Source organism: Rhizorhabdus dicambivorans, assembly GCF_002355275.1.
GTDB classification, from domain to species: Bacteria; Pseudomonadota; Alphaproteobacteria; order Sphingomonadales; family Sphingomonadaceae; genus Rhizorhabdus; species Rhizorhabdus dicambivorans.
The window spans coordinates 1,779,761-1,794,925 of the sequence record NZ_CP023449.1; the positions used below are offsets into that span (position 1 = coordinate 1,779,761).

Sequence of the window (15,165 nt, forward strand, 5' to 3'; positions counted from 1 at the left end):
CGCGCCCGAGCTTATGCGAGGAAAGCCAAGGTCACGGATGTGACCGCCGGCGCCTGAGGCTAATCAAAAAGCTCGGGCCAGAACAACTAACGCAATTCCCGCAGCGAACCCCGCAGCTTATCGAGCGCCGCCTTCTTGATCTGGCACACGCGCGCCGCGCCGATGCCCAGCGTCTGGCCGATTTCCTCGAGGTTCATCTCCTCGACGAAATAGAGCTGCAGCACCATCGCCTCGCGTTCGGGCAGTTCGGCGATATGTTCGGCCAGCGCCGCGCCCAGCTGCTCGCGCTCCATCGTCTGGTCGACGCGCTCCTCGACATCGGCGAACCACATCGACTGGTCCGAATAGACCTCGTCCATCGATTCCTGATAGGTCGCCGCCGTCTCGTCGAGCAGCGCGCGGAACGCGGCGCCGTCGAGGCCCAGCGCCTGGGCCAGCTCGGATTCGCTGGGGGAGCGCCCGTGGCTCTTCTCGAAATCGGCCTTGGCCTTGAGCAGCTGGCGCCGCTTGGTCATCGCGCCCCGGCTCATCGATGCGTGGCGGCGGAGGTGATCGATCATCGCCCCGCGCACCCGCATCGATGCATAGGTGGAAAAGGCGTGGCCGCGATCCTCATAGCCGTTGGCCGCCTCGACCAGCGCGATCATGCCGATCTGGATCAGGTCCTCCACGTCGATCGCGGAGGAGACCCGGCCATGCACATGCCAGGCGATCTTGCGGACGAGCTGCATGTGCGCGCGCACCAGCTCCTCCTGGCTCGCGCGCTTCGGCTTGCGGCCATAGGTCAGGTTGGTCTGGGTCGCCTCAGCCAGCACGGGCCACCGCCTCCATGCCGAAGAAGCTGTCGCCGCCCGCCGTCGCCGGGATCGCCATCGAATCGATCGATCGGGAGAGCTGGGCCATCGCCTGGGCGGCGCGGGCGTTGGGATATTGGTCGACCACCAGCCGGCGGCGCGCGGCGGCGGTGCGGACCCGCTCGTCATGCGGCACATTGCCGATATGGTTCAGCATGGTGTGGCCCAGGAAGCGGCCGGCGACGTCGCGGAAGCGGCGGAACAGCTCGCGCCCCATCGCCTCGTCGGCGGTGCGGTTGGTGATGATCGCGATGTCGGCCAGGTCATGGTCCAGCGCCAGCAGCTTGACGGTGCCGTATGCGTCCATGAACCGCTCGGAATCCGGCGCCAGCACCACCACCGCCAGATCGGCGGAGGCGACCATGTCCAGCGTGTCGGGGTCGCCCGAACCGGGGGTGTCGACGATCACGAAGTCGAGGCTGCGGCGATGCGGGCGGAACGCGTCGGCCAGCTTCAGCCGCGCGGACAGGTCCACCCGGCCCGCCACGTCGGTGGATCCGGCGGGCACGACGAACAGCGCCTCGGGCCCGTCGACCACGATCTGGTCCACCGTCAGCCGCCCGTCGATCACGTCGTCGATCGATTCCTGCGGGTCGAAGCCCATCGATCGGGTCGCGTCCAGCGGGCCCGGATCGCAATCGACCAGCATCGCCCGGCGGTGCATCCTGGAAAGCGACAGCGCCAGGTTCGCCGCGATCGTCGTCTTGCCGACGCCGCTGCGCCCGCAGGCGATGCTGATCACCCGCGCGCTGCGCTGCTGGCCCCAACTGCCCGGCAGGTCGCCCAGGTTCGGCGCATCGGTGCGATGATAGGTGGCGATGGTCATTCAGCCGTCTCCATCGGCCGGCCAAGCGCGCCGGCATTGTTCTGGGCGGGCCCGCCGCCCACCACCGCCGCGACCTCGACGGGCTTGCCGTCGGGAATCTCGAGGAAGGACATGACGGGGGTTTCGGGCAGATGCGGTTTCAGCAGCCGGGCGAGCGCGCGGCGCGCGATCGGCGATGTGACGATCGCGAAGCGGGTCGCGCTGTTGACCAGCGGCGCCGACGCTTCGGAAATCGCGGAGACGATGCGGTTGGCCAGCGCCGGCTCGAACGGATGGGCGGCGCCGGGCGATGTGCGCACCGCCTGCGCCAGCAGCGATTCCAGCCCCGCGTCCAGGGTGACGACCGGCAGCGGCATCTTCACCGGCACCAGCGTCTGCACGATCAGCGCGCCGATCCGGGCGCGGATATTCTCCACCAGCGCGGCGGCGTCGGCCGATTGGCCGGCCGCGTCCACCATCGCCTCGGCTATGCGGCGGAAATCCTTCAGCGGCACCCCTTCGGACAGCAGCGCGCGGCACGCCGACGATATCTGCGCCAGCGTCAGCGGCTGCGGCGTCAGCCCGGCCACCAGCTGCGGCGCGGCCTCCTTCAGCGTGTCCAGCAGGCGCTGCGCCTCGTCCATGCCGAACAGGTCGGCGCAGGTGCCGGCGATCACCTGGTTTAGGTGGGTCGCGATCACGGTGGCGGGGTCGACCACGGTATAGCCCGCGACGATCGCGTCGCCGCGCTTGTCCGGGCTGATCCACACCGCTTCCAGCCCGAAGCTTGGATCGCGGCACTCGCGGCCTTCCACCCGGCCTTCCAGGTCGCCGCTGTCCAGCGCCAGCAGCTGTTCGGGATAGCATTCGTCCTCGCCCATGATCACGCCGGCCACGGTGATGCGATAGGCGTTGGGGGCGAGGCTGAGGTTGTCGCGCACCCGCACCAGCGGCACCACGAAGCCCAGTTCGCGGCTCAGCTGGCGGCGGATGCCGGTGATCCGCGCCATCAGCGGCGCGCCCTTGCGCTCGTCGACCAGGTTGACCAGGCCATAGCCCAGCTCCAGCCCCAGCGCGGATCCGTCGGAAATCTCGTTCCAGTCGATGCTGTTCGGCGAAACCGGGGCGGGCGCGTTCGCCGCCTCGGCCTTCGCCACCTCGACCGCGGCCTGCACCTTCTTCGCCTTGCCCAGCTTCCAGGCGACGAAGCCCGCCACGCCGGCCGCCGACAGGACGATGAAGTGCGGCATGCCGGGCACCACGCCCAGCAGCGCCAGGATCGCCGCCACCGGATACCAGGCGCGGGGCGAGCCGAATTGCGATGTGATCTGCCCCGGCAGGTCCAGCGGGCTGGACACGCGGGTGACGATCGATGCCGCCGCGATCGACAGCAGCAGCGCGGGCACCTGCGCCACCAGCGCGTCGCCGATCGCCAGGATGATATAGGTGGATGCGGCCTCCGACAGCGACAGGCCGTGGCTCAGCGTGCCCAGGATCAGGCCGCCCAATATGTTGATCACCAGGATCAGCACGCCGGCGACGGCATCGCCCTTCACGAACTTGCTGGCGCCGTCCATCGATCCGTAGAAATCGGCCTCGGTGGCCACTTCCTGGCGGCGCGCCTTGGCTTCCTCGGGGGTCAGCAGGCCGGCGTTCAGGTCGGCGTCGATCGCCATCTGCTTGCCGGGCATCGCGTCCAGGGTGAAGCGTGCCGACACTTCGGAGACGCGGCCGGCGCCCTTGGTGATCACCACCAGGTTGATCACCATCAGGATGCCGAACACGAACAGGCCGACGGCATAGTCGCCGCCGATCAGGAAATTGCCGAAGCTCTCGATCACATGCCCCGCCGCCGCCGGCCCGGTATGCCCGTCGACCAGGACGACGCGGGTGGAAGCGACGTTCAGCGACAGCCGCAGCAGGGTCGCGAACAGCAGCACGGTCGGAAAGGAGGAGAAATCCAGCGGCTTGGCGGCGTTCAGCGCCACCATCAGCACGGCCAGCGATATCATGATGTTGGCGATGAAGCCCATGTCCAGCACGAAGCTGGGCACCGGGATCACCATCAGCCCGACGAGCATCAGCGTCGCGAGCGGCAGCACCGCGCTCTTCCCCGTCACCGCCCAGAGCTTGCGAGTCACCGATGCGGGCGCCGCCATGATTCAGCCCTCCCCACGGGGGGTGGAGAGGCGCCCGAAGCCCCGGAAATCAGCCATTTCTACGCAGTCGGGCAGTGCCATCTCGATACTCTTCGCCTGTGTTGCGAAGCCAGAGATGCGGCAATCATGGTTAATTTTGAGTTAGGGATGGTGAAGATCGGGGGGCTTTAGGGAGCGGATGGGGGGCGGGGATTGGACTTTAGGCTATGTCGGTTGTGCGCCCTAATTTCGAACGTTGGCCCTCCTGCTGATGGCTCCAAAATCTGCCGATGGCGCCACTTTGCTGCCGATCGCGAGCAAAATCGGCGCAGGGCAGATATCGCCGCTTCGGCGTGTCGGATCTAGCCTTAAGTATCGGTCAGGTGGCAGCCGCGGTTGGCAACGAGCCCATCAGGTCAATGTGCTGGACAGGAAAGCCGTCCGGCCGCTGGACCGCCAGCCGACTCAGGCGAGCAATGTCAGAGACCGTAGGTTTCAATGCTTGCCAGATCTTTTCGTCTTTCGCGACCTTCCCGTGAACCAGCTTACTCCGGACGTCGTACAGCTTCCTAAAGGCCTTCTGCTTTTCGACGCGGTCGGCATAACTGTCGGCCAAAATAACCGCGGCGCGGGTCGCTACCTTGTGAATGATCTCGCCGGTGCCCCCGTCCGGCCCCAGAAGCGCCTCCAGCCCGATGCACAGCTGTAAGGCCTTCCCGGCAGGCCGCAAAAAGCGCCGCGAGAGATGGATCGTATTGAGCGCAATAGCGCATGCGTTGCGCCAGTCTCCCGTCAAAGCAAGATAGGCTTCGACGAGGGCTTTCGTATCCGCTGCTAGACTCACCGAGGCATTCTGCTCCGGACCATCGTCTTTCTGCCCAAACTGACCCCAGCCCCGCTTGGAAAATATCTGAAAGACAGGATCGAGAAACTCGGTCCACCAAGTGGTGGTGGTAGGGGCGGCCGACGGATCGAGAGCCAAGGCGACGATCAAATCGCGCTGCTTCTCGCGAGGCCCTTGGGTTTCGTAGAGTCGTTTCTCGCCCGCAGCGGTGATCTTCGCTTCGACGTCTCCCCAGACAAAGCAGTGCGCTTTCGCGGCTGGATGCATAAGTTGCCCGAAGGGCACGGTCATGATGTCGAACTCCATTCCCTTGGCGCGCGCGCACCACGGAATGTGCTTGGCCCGGCAGATCGTTTGCCCGTTGGAGAAACCGATCGGGTCGGTGATGTTGAGGCCCGACACCGCTGAGACTGCGGCCATCTCGGTGTGCGTGCAGGCATGGATCTTCCGTAGCCATCCAATGGCGCCGACTGGCCCCCACTCGCAGGCCGCATCAAGCATGGAGTCGACGATGCTGTTCGGACTGGTATGGAAGCCGCTATTTCCAACGCCCAGCTCCTTTCCCTGACTGAACAGGGGGTGGGCCTTCAGCAGTTCAAGGAGCGGCTCCTTGAGGGCAAACTTTTCGTGCCAGAGCGGGCCGTTGAGATCACCGGTGGACTTCTCGATCGCGGCGCACGCAGCAAACATAGTGGCATGTGGCGCCAATAGCGCCTGCAGAGGGGCGTCAGCGGCTACATCTTTAGCTAATATGGAGGCATCGTATTTGGGCACCTCGTCAGCCATCCTCCCGAGCCACAACAGTGGGCCACACCGGGTCAACCTCCATCATCTGCGAGAGGGACTCAGGGCAAGGCTGCAAGCCGAGTCGTAATCGACGGAAAGCTTGGGGTGGAGACCGCGATGATAGCGCATGGCCGGAGAATGCCCGACCCGAAACGATTCGGATAGGTCTACCTCACGTCTCGGATGCGCTGGGTCGGTCAGTATCCGCCTCAGCGTTGCGGCCGCCCCCGATTGCGATAGGATGACCGGGGAGGGAGGGAGGGGTATGTCTCAGCCGTTTGACGATCTGCCAGACGACTTCGGTAAGGGATTTGAGCGGCTCCGGGCCGCCCTGGCGAGCACCGATCAGCGGGCCGGCCAGATTCTCGCGCTACACGCGGCGATCGAGCGAGAAATGGACATTGCGCTTCGCGATCTTCTGCCTCACGCGACGAGACTTCGTGGGCTTGGCTATAGCCAAAAGGCGAGCGTACTTGCCGCCCTTACTCCCTACCCAGACAGCATGGTCACAACCTGGTGGCTCAAACCCATTGAGCGGTTCAACGAACTCCGAAATGGCGTAGCACATGGGGACTCGTCTGACCGCGTCGACGCCGCAATCGATCGCCTGAAGAAGTCCTTCGACAGCTTCCCGCCACCCAGCGATCGATTTGACGATGTAACCATCGCAGCTGGGCTCATTTTCTCCGGGCTGGGCACTGCCAAACTGGCCCCGCACATGACCAAAATGGCTGAACAAGCTGCTCGCCGCCGTATCGGGGCCGCCACGATGATTTTAGCAGACGCCGACGAGAATTAACCTAGAAACTGTTCGTCGATCGACGGCATGATCTGCAGTCGGTTTGACCCCGCCCGTGGGTGCCAAGCGCCTGGCAACCGCGCTTCTGCCGGGCCGACATCGACATATTGAACTTCGACGGCCAGCCGCCCTAGCAAATATAGCCAGGCAGCGATCGTACATCTGCCGCGGCGGCTATCATCGACGACGACGTCCGACAGGCCGAAGTCGCCCGGATTATTGGCCCGCAGCCGAATATGAATATGGGGGTAGATCGTCCCATGGAGCAGAGACGTTGCCATCCCGCGCTGGTCAAACGGGACGCCCATGTAGGTCAGATAGCAGCCGGTCAGTTTGGTAAAATAGAGCTGCACGTTTCGAAGGCGACGCGAGCAATGACCATCCGGCCATACCCGATCGCCCCGAACTTGGTCGCCCGGCCGCAAGTTTACCTTTGCCCGCAGCCAGTCGGACAGGCTTTCCCAGGCTCGGTCATAGGGCTGGCTGCGCTCGTTGTTGCAGGGAGCGCACAGGATTCTCGGCATTTTCAGGACGTTGGCCTTCAGGCTGCCAATTGGGCGGTTCACCCGCTTCGTGCTGTGATGGAATAGCGGTGCGGCTTGCGATGGCTGGCCGAAAATCTGCTTGAGGTCGGAATGCTTGAAGAAATGCTCGCCCGTCGTGGCCGGCTCTCCGCAAATCCAGCAAGTGGGGTCGATGGCGCTCGACATTCCTACGCCCCACAATTGAAGAAATGACCGCTCTCGCGCAGCCGCGGGATCATGGAAAAGTCTGCGCTTTGGCCCACAGATCGTCGAAGAAAGAGATTTTTAGGCTGGCGACTTCCGCCGGCAATCGAGCAACGCTGGCCGGTGACCGTTGAGCCAAATGTTCGAGCGACTGAGTAAGGCTCCAGGCCGTCGCCCCATCGATGAGCACCAGCCGATCGTGCAGCGATCGGGCAGGTGCCAACCGAACCACCAGCGGCCGAGTTCTACCGTATTGCCGCGCCCAAGCTTCGACGGCTGGATTGAGGCCCGGCTTCACCGAAGCGGCATCGGCAAGGAGCCGGATCCGAATTCCTTCGGCAGCCATCGGGATGAAGTCCATGACAGCCCGCTCCCCCATATATGGATCAACGATCAGAAGGTCTTTGGCAGCGCCTCCGAACACTCGAGCGACGGCGGCCAAGCCATCCATCGCGTTTCCGGCGCCAATGAACGTTCCCCTCGCTGCGGTCGGCAAACGAGCTTCCGCCTTCGCCAAGGCCGAGTACAGGTTGGTCAGCAGAGTGGTAACATTGCCCTCGTGTGTCAGCCCGCCGAGGTTTTGGGCAGCGACCCGCGTGAAGGCGATATCAGCTCCATCGCCCAAATACTCGATGCACGCCAAAAGCCTGCCGATCCAGAGCAGGGTCTCGTGGTCGCGAGCCGGTGCGTCGATCGTGCCGAAATTGGGAACTCGCGCAGTTAGATCGCCCAACATGGCATAGACTTCTTCGTCAGTCATAGTCCCCCCGAGCTAATTCAAATGCGGACTCAGTCTTGTTCAAAGCCCCTCCACAGCCGGCTGAGCTATAACAGTGGGCGAAGAATAGCATCGGCGCGGGTGATGATCTGCCTGACCTCAAGCACGATCGGATCGGTTGCCTCTGGACCCTGCATATAAGCCTCGCGCAGCATCCGCGCCAGTTCACCGTCGGGGTCATTGACCATGTTCAGGCCATGCAGGGTAACAATCGCTGCGTTCACTTTGCGGATGACCTCGTCCATATCCTTCAGAGGCTGTTCGGCTTTTGGGGCGATTGCCCGCGCCTGGCGGGCCAAGGAGTCCAGCTCGGCGAATAGCTCCGACTTGCTATGCAACCGCTTGTGAACCAGCTCGAGCTTGGCATCATGCTGCCGGCGCTGATCGGCTTTTAGCCAGTCGGCCTCCACTTGGGCAAGCTCGCCAATCCAAAAGACATTCAAACGCACCGACCTCAAATGCTCCTGCGCCTCCAGAAGCTTCGTCAGCGTTCGCTCGGCAAAATCGCTCCGGCGATTGCCGCGGCGCTCATTCTTCCAGGAATTGAGCCCGGCGATTGCGAAGCCGGTGACGGTCAACGCGCAGATGGCCTGAATCACATCCGATCCGGTCGAGATCAGGTCGCACCCGGCGTCAGCCATGAGATTCCCTTTCTGCTCTCAGGTTAAGCAGGCCCTTACGGCTACGGTAGCAAAATGGTGGCGGTAGCAAACTTGGGACGTCTGCTCCATGGGCCCGATTGACCAAAACCCGTCAGTCCGCTCCCGGCCCTATCCCGCCCCCAAGCGCCTCCGCCAATCCAAGTTAATCTCATATTTCCAATGAACCGATACACCCGTCGCACGTTCAACCACCTGGATCGGCCATGCTTCACCAGATCATCTATATCAGCACCGCGCGCCCGTCGCTCATCCTCTCCGATGTGGAGGATATTCTGCGCGCCTCCCGCCGCAACAATGAGCGGGCCCGCGTCACCGGGCTGCTGATCTTCGACGGCAAGCGCTTTCTGCAGGCGCTGGAGGGGTCGATGGAGGATGTCGAGGCCACCTTCTCGCGGATCGCGGTCGATCCCCGGCATCGGGCGCTGGTGCGGCTGTCGGGCCGGGCGGTCGAGGGGCGCGAGTTCGGGGACTGGTCGATGGGCTCGCACCTGGTCGGTCCGGTCACGGGGAAGGGCGACATGGTCGGTCATGTCGACGCGATGACCGAGGGGCTGACCGATCCCAATATGCGCGAAACCCTGCGCGGCTTCGCCCGCATCCGGGGCGGCGCGGCCGGCTGAAGGTGAACGTTGTTCGCTTTTTGTTCTATCTTTGTAGGGTTGCGCCTGCTAGGCTGCGGGCATGACCCTGTCCTGGCCCAGGCCGATCTTCCGCGCGCTGCGCCGCATCGTCGGCGCCGCCATCGCCGCCCTGCCTGCCGTCCCGGCCGTCCCCTGTGCGCGGGCCGCAGCGGGCATGCGCGGAGCGATGGCGCGCCGGCCATGGGGCGGCGACAGGAAAAATAAAAAAATCGAACATCCAACCCCATGCACCCGGGGTTTTCGCGACTCGTTCGCAACTGGGGCGGGGGCCGCGTGCGGCGGGGCGCGGTCAGCGGCCGGGGCGGCCGTAGGTCGCGGGGGTGCAGTCGAAGCGGCCGGCGGCCACCGCGAGCATGTCGATCCGCTGCTGGGTGCGGTCGCTCAGATAGCGGATGCGCGCGCGGGCCGCGTCGGCCAGCGCCAGCGCCTTGTCCAGGCGCGCCTTCAGCCCCGGGGTGGGCAGGCCACCGCCGGGGCTTTTGAGCGCGGCGACGCTCTGGCCGAAGCCGGGCAGCGCCGCTTCGATCGCGTCCACGTCATGCGCGTCGAGCGCGGCGATCAACGCCTCGCTCGATCGGATCAGACGATCGACTGCGATCTCGTTCATGTCGTCCTATTCGGCCTTCGGCAGGTCGAGCGCGATCATCTTCGCGGCGATCGCCCTGGGATCGATCGGGTAGGCCCCCGATGCGATCGCCTGGCGGATGGCCTGGATCTTCTCGCTGTTGATCGGCGGTCCGGCTTCGGCCAGCGCCGCCACCAGCGATGGGCTGGCCGCGGGCGATGCGCCCACCGGTCCCGTCGGCGCCAGCGGCACCAGCGGGATCACCTTCTCGTCCTTGACCTGACCGATGCGGGTCGGGCTGGCCGGTCCTACCCCATTGATCATCCTAATGTCCTTTCACTCCGGGGCCCCGCGAAGGGCCTCTCTGTCCACCTCTGATGGGAGTAACGACAGGTTTCCAATTTATTTAAATCCGATCAGGCGAACTTTTCCGGCGTCCAGCACCTCGGCGAACATGATACCCCCCTTGGCGGCGGTCGTCACGCGCATCCGGTTGCCGACATTGGCGTCTTCCATCGCGGTCGCATCGACGCTGATCGAGAAGGCGGACCCTTGCGCGATCAGCTGGACGGGGTCGCCCTTGCGGATCGCGGCGTTGCTCAGCGCGGGCTGGCCCTGCTGGCCGCCGCCATAGACCGGGTTGCCCTGGGCATAGCTGGTGCCCGGCCGGGTCAGCGGCACGCGGATGCGCCAGCCCGATGTGGTGCAGCGCACGGTGACGGCGCCGGGGGAGGGGGGATCGATCTGGATGCCGCCCGCGCACGCCGCCAGCCGCATCCGCCGGTCGATCGGCGCCATCGGGCCGCCGGGGGCGCCGATGTCCGCGCCCAGCGTCGCGATCACCATCCGCTCCAGCTGGTCCAGGTCCTGCGCCGGCGGCAGCGCGCTCTGCGCCGACAGCGGCGCGGCGGCGAGGCCGAGGAAAAGGCCCAGGGAAAGAGCGGTCATGGCGGTGCGCATCGCGGCGATACTCCAGTTCATGCGCCCGTGCCTACCGCGCGAACTGGAAAGAAAGGGTTAACGCGCCGGTTACCAAGTTTGATTTCGTCGCCCCGGCGGAGGCCGGGGCCGCCAGCGTCAAGGGACGACGTCGCGGGCAGGAGCCGGTTGCGGCCCCGGCCTCCGCCGGGGCGACGGGCTGGCCGGGGCCGGGTCAACGCAACGCTACTCGAAAGAAGGGGGGAACATCATCCCGGCGGGGGGCCTGTTGGGCCCGTCGCTCCCGCGGCCAGCACGATCCGGGAGCCGCACCGGGATGATGTTGCCCTCAGGGGTTGGCCTGCGCCTTCCCCGAAACTGTCTGCACCGCGATGCGCTGGCCCTTCGCGGGTTCGCTGGCGCGCATCGGCGGGATGCTGATCTCGATCATGGCGTCCGGCACGCCGCCCATCCGGATCGCGCGGGCGACCGCCGTGGTGCGCGCGGCGGAGAGTTCCCAGGCGTCGAGCCGGGCCGACTGGCCGTCGCGGCCCTGGCTGGCGACGATCACCCGCCTGCCGCCGCGCGCCGCCTCGGCGCCGATCGCCTTCAGCTTCGCCTGGACGCCCGGCTTCAATATCGCTTCCCCGGCCTCGAAGATCTGCCCGGCCGCGAAGCCTTCCACCTTCACGCCGCCGCCGCTTCCGCCCGCGCCCTGCCCGCCGAACGCGCCGCGCAGGCTCGCCGCCAGTTTCACCCGGTCGGCCATCTGCGCCTGCATCATCACGAAGAAGGCGAGCAGCAGCAGCGCCAGATCGGCGAAGCTCAGCACCCAGCGCTGCGATATGTCGCGCCGCGTCACCGCCTGGCCCGTCACCGCCCGGCCGGTCACAGCACGGTCCGCAGGTTCGGGCGGGCGATCGGCTGCGGCAGGCTGTCCAGTTCCTCGCGCGCGAGAATCTCCAGCTGCTTGCACGCCGCCGCCTGCCACGCCAGTTCGGCCTCGGAAATCGTCTCCAGCCGCCCCGCGATCGGTGCCGCGATGCCCGCGCTGATCAGCACGCCATATAAGGTGGTCAGCATCGCCACCGCCATCGCCGGGCCGATCGCCGCCGCGTCCTCCATGTGGGAGAACATCTGCACCAGCCCGATGATCGTGCCGATCATGCCCATCGCCGGCGCGGTCTCCGCCACGCCGCGCCACACGCCGATCACGCCCTGGTGGCGCAGGCGGCGGGCGTCGAGGTCGGCGGCGGCCCAGCGGACGAAGTCGCCCGAGTTGCGCGCCTCCGATAGCTCGCGGGCGGCGCGGATCAGGAAGCGTTGCGCGGTCTCGACCCGGTCGACGCAGGCGATCGCGCGGACCTGGGCCAGCTCGCGGATGCGGCTCACCGATACGCGCGCGGCGGCGGCATCGGCGTCGGGGTTGGCTTTCGCGACCAGCCCGAACGCCCCGAAGGCGCGGCCGATGTCGGAAAGCGGGGAGCGGAAGACGGTGGTGAGGAGGGTGCCGCCGAACACGATGCCGATCGCGACGGGGTCGATATAACGGGCGATCGCATCGAGCAGGACCATGTCTTTCTTCTAGCTCCAGATGGTCGACAGACCGTTGCCCGACAGGGTTAACGAACCCGGCAAGATCGACCGGCAAAATCTTGCCGCCTCCGGCAAAGCCCTGCCGGAATCCCGCCAAATCCCAGAAATTTAAGGGGTGATCGCCCTGTTAACCACGTTTGGCACGGCAGTTGCTTGGGAGGTGCCCAAGAGCGCCGCAGTGCCTGCTCGAACATGATTAACGGCAGGCCGCGGCGGAAGTTTAGGGAAGGTGACACGAAAAATGGCTGATCCACTTTTCGGCATCCACGGCAAGGCGCTGGAGCTGCGGTCGCAGCGGCTGGCGATGCTTGCCTCGAACATCGCCAACGCCGCGACGCCCAACTACAAGGCGCGCGATATCGATTTCCGCAAGGCGCTGTCGGACGCCACCAGCAACAGCGGCATGACCGCGGGCCAGGCCGCCGACGCGAACATCGGCTACCGCGTGCCGCTGGAAACCTCGCTCGACGGCAACACGGTGGAGCTCAGCACCGAGCAGAACCAGTTCGCCGAGAACGCGCTGCAGTACAAGTCGACGCTGTCCTTCCTGGAAGGCCGCATCAACACCATCAAGCAGGCGCTGAGGGGAGAATAAGCCATGGCCGGCAATCTTTCCGTCTTCGATATCGCCGGGCGCGCCATGTCGGCGCAGATGGTGCGGCTCAACACCTCGGCGTCGAACCTCGCCAATGCGGGCTCGGTCGCGGGCAGCAAGGCAGAGGCGTTCCGCGCGATCAAGCCGGTCTTCTCCTCCGTCACCGACGCTCCCGGCGTCGCCACCGTCAAGGTCGATCAGGTCGTCGCCTCCAACATCGAGCCGACCAAGCGCTACGATCCCAACCATCCCAAGGCCGACAAGGACGGCAATGTCTGGGAGGCCGGGGTCGATCAGGCGCAGGAGCTGGTCGAGATGATGGAGACCGCGCGCCAGTACCAGAACAATGTCTCGGTCATGCAGACCGCGAAAACCCTGACTCTCGACACGCTGAGGCTCGGCAAATGACCATATCCGGAAACAGCTATCTCGATAGCCTGAGCAACGTCAAAACGTCCTCGTCGGCCACCACGACCGGCAAGACCAATGACACGCTCGATCAGGCGGCGTTCCTCAAGCTGCTCACCACGCAGATGACGACGCAGGACCCGTTCAACCCGGTCGACAACACCCAGATGGTCGCCCAGATGGCGCAATTCTCGTCGGTCGCGGGCATCGCGGAGATGAACAAGTCGCTAAAGACGATCGCCGGCGGCATGGAAGCCAGCCGGGTCGGCGGCGCCGCCAGCTGGATCGGCAAGGCCGCGCTGATCGGTTCGAAGACCGCCGCGCCCCTTGCCGACGGCGCCTATGCCGGCACGGTCACGCTTCCCAAGGATGCTGCGCAGGTCAACATCAGCCTCGTCGATGGCAGCGGCAAGGTCGTCTACACCGGCACCGCCACCGACGTCCCCAAGGGTGACGTGCCCTTCTACTGGGACGGCAAGGATCAGGACGGCAACGCCGTCCCCGGTCCGCTCACCATCTCGGTCTTCGCCAAGGACGCCCAGGCGCAGACGATGAAGGATTACGCCACCGCCAGCTGGGCCACCGTCAACAGCGTGACCTCGCCGACCAGCGGCTCGACCAAGCTCAACACCTCGATGGGCAGCTTCAGCCCGTCCGACGTCCTTCAGCTTTCCTGATCTTCCCCTTTTTCTTGCGAAACGGAGCTTAACCCATGTCCTTCTACACCTCGCTCTCCGGCCTCAAGGCTTCGCAGACCGATCTCGCGGTCATCTCGAATAACATCGCCAATGTCGGCACCACCGCCTTCAAGCGCAGCGATACCGAGTTCAGCGATCTCGTCTCCTCCTCGCCGCTGCAGAGCGCCGGCATCGCCGGGCAGGGCACCCGCCTGCGCGGCATCGCCCAGCAGTTCACCCAGGGCGGCCTGGAAGCTTCGGAGCGTTCGCTGGACCTCGCCATTTCGGGCCAGGGCTTCTTCATGACCCGCGCCTCCAGCTCCAACGCGCAGGTCAGCTACACCCGCAACGGCGCCTTCAGCGTCGACGCCAACCGCTTCCTGGTCGATAGCGCGGGCGCCTATCTGCAGGTCCTGCCGACCGACAGCTCGGGCACCGTCACCGCCACCGGGATCAGCGCCACGCGCTCGGTCCAGCTGCCGCTGACCTCGGGCACGTCGCAGGCGACCCAGAACATCAACCTCGCCGTCACCTTCCCGTCGGCGGCGGACGTGCCCTCGACCCGTTCGGTGTACACCGCGACGAACCCCTATGCGTTCGATCGCAACGACGCGAACAGCTACAACCAGTCGACCACCACTACGGTCTACGACGCATCGGGCACCGCCTTCCCGATGACCACCTACTACACCCGCGAGAACATCCCCTCGGGCGCCACCACGACCACGAGCTGGACCGCCCACACCTTCATCGGCGACACCGAGATCAGCTATGACAACTCGGCCGCGACCCAGCCGGCGCCGCTGACGCTGACCTTCGACGCGTCGGGCGCGATGACCGCGCCGAGCAGCGCGATGACGATAGGCCCGGTCGCCCCCAACGGCGCGTCGGCGCCGCTGACCTTCGACCTCTCCTATGGCGCGAGCACCAAGCAGAGCTCCGCACCCTTCACCCTCACCAGCTTCGATCAGGACGGCTTCGCGGCCGGCGCGCTCGACAATGTTTCGGTGGGTTCGGACGGCCTGGTCGTCGCCACCTTCTCGAACGGCGACAGCCAGGCGCTGGGCAAGATCATCGTCGCCACCTTCGCCAATCCGGAGGGCCTGCGCCAGCTCGGCGACAGCAAATGGGGCGCCACCGGCGTTTCGGGCGAACCGATCATCAACGAGGCGAACAGCAACGGCACCGGCCAGATCCAGTCCGGCGCGCTCGAGCAGGCCAATGTGGACATCACCGAGGAGCTGGTTGCGCTGATCCAGGCGCAGCGCAACTTCTCGGCCAACGCCAAGGCGATCGAGGCGGCCAACACCATGACCCAGACGATCGTCCAGCTGCGGACCTGATCATAGGCGTTACGGGCAGAATAGGGAC

At 65.6% G+C, this 15,165-nt stretch carries 18 protein-coding genes; 6 read left to right on the top strand and 12 right to left on the bottom strand.

Going from position 1 to position 15,165, the window contains the following annotated elements:
- Positions 1–86 precede the first annotated feature (86 nt).
- From CMV14_RS08530 to CMV14_RS08545, 4 genes are all read right to left on the bottom strand, one after another.
- Positions 87–731, bottom strand: a complete 645-nt coding sequence (locus CMV14_RS08530) for a FliA/WhiG family RNA polymerase sigma factor (RefSeq protein WP_238147287.1) — start codon at positions 729–731, stop codon at positions 87–89.
- Between the two features lie 73 nt (positions 732–804).
- Positions 805–1,680: a MinD/ParA family ATP-binding protein gene (locus CMV14_RS08535; RefSeq protein WP_066969206.1), complete on the bottom strand. Its 876-nt coding sequence runs from the start codon at positions 1,678–1,680 to the stop codon at positions 805–807.
- Complete coding sequence (gene flhA, locus CMV14_RS08540) at positions 1,677–3,818, bottom strand: flagellar biosynthesis protein FlhA (protein ID WP_066969204.1); 2,142 nt, start codon at positions 3,816–3,818, stop codon at positions 1,677–1,679. The genes CMV14_RS08535 and flhA overlap by 4 nt, the downstream gene beginning before the upstream one ends.
- A 358-nt stretch (positions 3,819–4,176) precedes the next feature.
- Positions 4,177–5,427, bottom strand: a complete 1,251-nt coding sequence (locus CMV14_RS08545) for a HEPN domain-containing protein (RefSeq protein ID WP_096367700.1) — start codon at positions 5,425–5,427, stop codon at positions 4,177–4,179.
- A 265-nt stretch (positions 5,428–5,692) separates the two neighbouring features.
- Between CMV14_RS08545 and CMV14_RS08550 the strand changes: the two genes are divergently transcribed.
- Positions 5,693–6,226 (top strand): hypothetical protein, encoded by a 534-nt coding sequence (locus CMV14_RS08550; protein WP_096367701.1) that lies wholly within the window; start codon positions 5,693–5,695, stop codon positions 6,224–6,226.
- Here CMV14_RS08550 and CMV14_RS08555 read toward each other — a convergent pair.
- The 3 genes from CMV14_RS08555 to CMV14_RS08565 form a co-directional block, all read right to left on the bottom strand.
- The gene (locus CMV14_RS08555; protein ID WP_066969197.1) at positions 6,223–6,936 is read right to left on the bottom strand and encodes a hypothetical protein; all 714 of its coding nucleotides are present in this window, start codon (positions 6,934–6,936) and stop codon (positions 6,223–6,225) included. The genes CMV14_RS08550 and CMV14_RS08555 overlap by 4 nt on opposite strands.
- A 49-nt stretch (positions 6,937–6,985) precedes the next feature.
- Positions 6,986–7,714, bottom strand: coding sequence for a phospholipase D-like domain-containing protein (locus CMV14_RS08560; protein WP_083216111.1), 729 nt, complete (start codon positions 7,712–7,714; stop codon positions 6,986–6,988).
- Positions 7,715–7,779: 65 nt separating this feature from the next.
- Positions 7,780–8,373, bottom strand: a complete 594-nt coding sequence (locus tag CMV14_RS08565) for a hypothetical protein (protein ID WP_066969195.1) — start codon at positions 8,371–8,373, stop codon at positions 7,780–7,782.
- 224 nt (positions 8,374–8,597) lie between these two features.
- On the opposite strand from CMV14_RS08565, the gene CMV14_RS08570 reads away from it, so the two are divergent.
- On the top strand, positions 8,598–9,014 hold the full coding sequence (locus tag CMV14_RS08570; protein WP_066969193.1) for a BLUF domain-containing protein: 417 nt from the start codon (positions 8,598–8,600) through the stop codon (positions 9,012–9,014).
- Positions 9,015–9,324: 310 nt separating this feature from the next.
- On the opposite strand, the gene CMV14_RS08575 is transcribed toward CMV14_RS08570, so the two are convergent.
- The 5 genes from CMV14_RS08575 to CMV14_RS08595 all read right to left on the bottom strand — a co-directional run bounded on the left by CMV14_RS08575 (position 9,325) and on the right by CMV14_RS08595 (position 12,093).
- Positions 9,325–9,642: a hypothetical protein gene (locus tag CMV14_RS08575; RefSeq protein WP_066969191.1), complete on the bottom strand. Its 318-nt coding sequence runs from the start codon at positions 9,640–9,642 to the stop codon at positions 9,325–9,327.
- A gap of 6 nt (positions 9,643–9,648) precedes the next feature.
- Positions 9,649–9,924, bottom strand: a complete 276-nt coding sequence (gene flgM / locus CMV14_RS08580; protein ID WP_066969189.1) for a flagellar biosynthesis anti-sigma factor FlgM — start codon at positions 9,922–9,924, stop codon at positions 9,649–9,651.
- Positions 9,925–10,002: 78 nt separating this feature from the next.
- Entirely contained in the window at positions 10,003–10,581 is a 579-nt protein-coding gene (locus CMV14_RS08585; protein WP_083216109.1) for a flagella basal body P-ring formation protein FlgA, read from the bottom strand.
- A 286-nt stretch (positions 10,582–10,867) separates the two neighbouring features.
- The gene (locus tag CMV14_RS08590) at positions 10,868–11,410 is read right to left on the bottom strand and encodes a flagellar motor protein MotB (protein WP_238147232.1); all 543 of its coding nucleotides are present in this window, start codon (positions 11,408–11,410) and stop codon (positions 10,868–10,870) included.
- Positions 11,407–12,093: a motility protein A gene (locus tag CMV14_RS08595; protein ID WP_066969187.1), complete on the bottom strand. Its 687-nt coding sequence runs from the start codon at positions 12,091–12,093 to the stop codon at positions 11,407–11,409. Before CMV14_RS08595 ends, CMV14_RS08590 begins: the two co-directional genes overlap by 4 nt.
- Positions 12,094–12,355: 262 nt before the next feature.
- On the opposite strand from CMV14_RS08595, the gene flgB reads away from it, so the two are divergent.
- From flgB to CMV14_RS08615, 4 genes are read left to right on the top strand one after another with little or no spacing between them, the layout of a single operon-like run.
- A complete protein-coding gene (gene flgB / locus CMV14_RS08600; protein WP_066969185.1) occupies positions 12,356–12,709 on the top strand; it encodes a flagellar basal body rod protein FlgB in 354 nt (117 codons plus the stop codon).
- Between the two features lie 3 nt (positions 12,710–12,712).
- A complete protein-coding gene (gene flgC / locus CMV14_RS08605; RefSeq protein ID WP_011952113.1) occupies positions 12,713–13,117 on the top strand; it encodes a flagellar basal body rod protein FlgC in 405 nt (134 codons plus the stop codon).
- The gene (locus CMV14_RS08610) at positions 13,114–13,794 is read left to right on the top strand and encodes a flagellar hook assembly protein FlgD (RefSeq protein WP_066969184.1); all 681 of its coding nucleotides are present in this window, start codon (positions 13,114–13,116) and stop codon (positions 13,792–13,794) included. The genes flgC and CMV14_RS08610 overlap by 4 nt, the downstream gene beginning before the upstream one ends.
- A gap of 35 nt (positions 13,795–13,829) precedes the next feature.
- On the top strand, positions 13,830–15,137 hold the full coding sequence (locus tag CMV14_RS08615) for a flagellar hook protein FlgE (protein ID WP_066969182.1): 1,308 nt from the start codon (positions 13,830–13,832) through the stop codon (positions 15,135–15,137).
- Positions 15,138–15,165: the final 28 nt, after the last annotated feature.

Bases quoted from the DNA above. Each gene is read 5' to 3' on its own strand.
- CMV14_RS08585 (WP_083216109.1), bottom strand. From the start codon at position 10,581: ATGAACTGGAGTATCGCCGCGATGCGCACCGCCATGACCGCTCTTTCC.
- CMV14_RS08545 (WP_096367700.1), bottom strand. From the start codon at position 5,427: ATGGCTGACGAGGTGCCCAAATACGATGCCTCCATATTAGCTAAAGAT.
- flgB (WP_066969185.1), top strand. From the start codon at position 12,356: ATGGCTGATCCACTTTTCGGCATCCACGGCAAGGCGCTGGAGCTGCGG.
- CMV14_RS08565 (WP_066969195.1), bottom strand. From the start codon at position 8,373: ATGGCTGACGCCGGGTGCGACCTGATCTCGACCGGATCGGATGTGATT.
- CMV14_RS08535 (WP_066969206.1), bottom strand. From the start codon at position 1,680: ATGACCATCGCCACCTATCATCGCACCGATGCGCCGAACCTGGGCGAC.
- CMV14_RS08610 (WP_066969184.1), top strand. From the start codon at position 13,114: ATGACCATATCCGGAAACAGCTATCTCGATAGCCTGAGCAACGTCAAA.
- flgC (WP_011952113.1), top strand. From the start codon at position 12,713: ATGGCCGGCAATCTTTCCGTCTTCGATATCGCCGGGCGCGCCATGTCG.
- flhA (WP_066969204.1), bottom strand. From the start codon at position 3,818: ATGGCGGCGCCCGCATCGGTGACTCGCAAGCTCTGGGCGGTGACGGGG.
- CMV14_RS08595 (WP_066969187.1), bottom strand. From the start codon at position 12,093: ATGGTCCTGCTCGATGCGATCGCCCGTTATATCGACCCCGTCGCGATC.
- CMV14_RS08615 (WP_066969182.1), top strand. From the start codon at position 13,830: ATGTCCTTCTACACCTCGCTCTCCGGCCTCAAGGCTTCGCAGACCGAT.
- CMV14_RS08560 (WP_083216111.1), bottom strand. From the start codon at position 7,714: ATGACTGACGAAGAAGTCTATGCCATGTTGGGCGATCTAACTGCGCGA.
- flgM (WP_066969189.1), bottom strand. From the start codon at position 9,924: ATGATCAATGGGGTAGGACCGGCCAGCCCGACCCGCATCGGTCAGGTC.
- CMV14_RS08530 (WP_238147287.1), bottom strand. From the start codon at position 731: ATGCAGCTCGTCCGCAAGATCGCCTGGCATGTGCATGGCCGGGTCTCC.
- CMV14_RS08570 (WP_066969193.1), top strand. From the start codon at position 8,598: ATGCTTCACCAGATCATCTATATCAGCACCGCGCGCCCGTCGCTCATC.
- CMV14_RS08555 (WP_066969197.1), bottom strand. From the start codon at position 6,936: ATGTCGAGCGCCATCGACCCCACTTGCTGGATTTGCGGAGAGCCGGCC.
- CMV14_RS08550 (WP_096367701.1), top strand. From the start codon at position 5,693: ATGTCTCAGCCGTTTGACGATCTGCCAGACGACTTCGGTAAGGGATTT.
- CMV14_RS08575 (WP_066969191.1), bottom strand. From the start codon at position 9,642: ATGAACGAGATCGCAGTCGATCGTCTGATCCGATCGAGCGAGGCGTTG.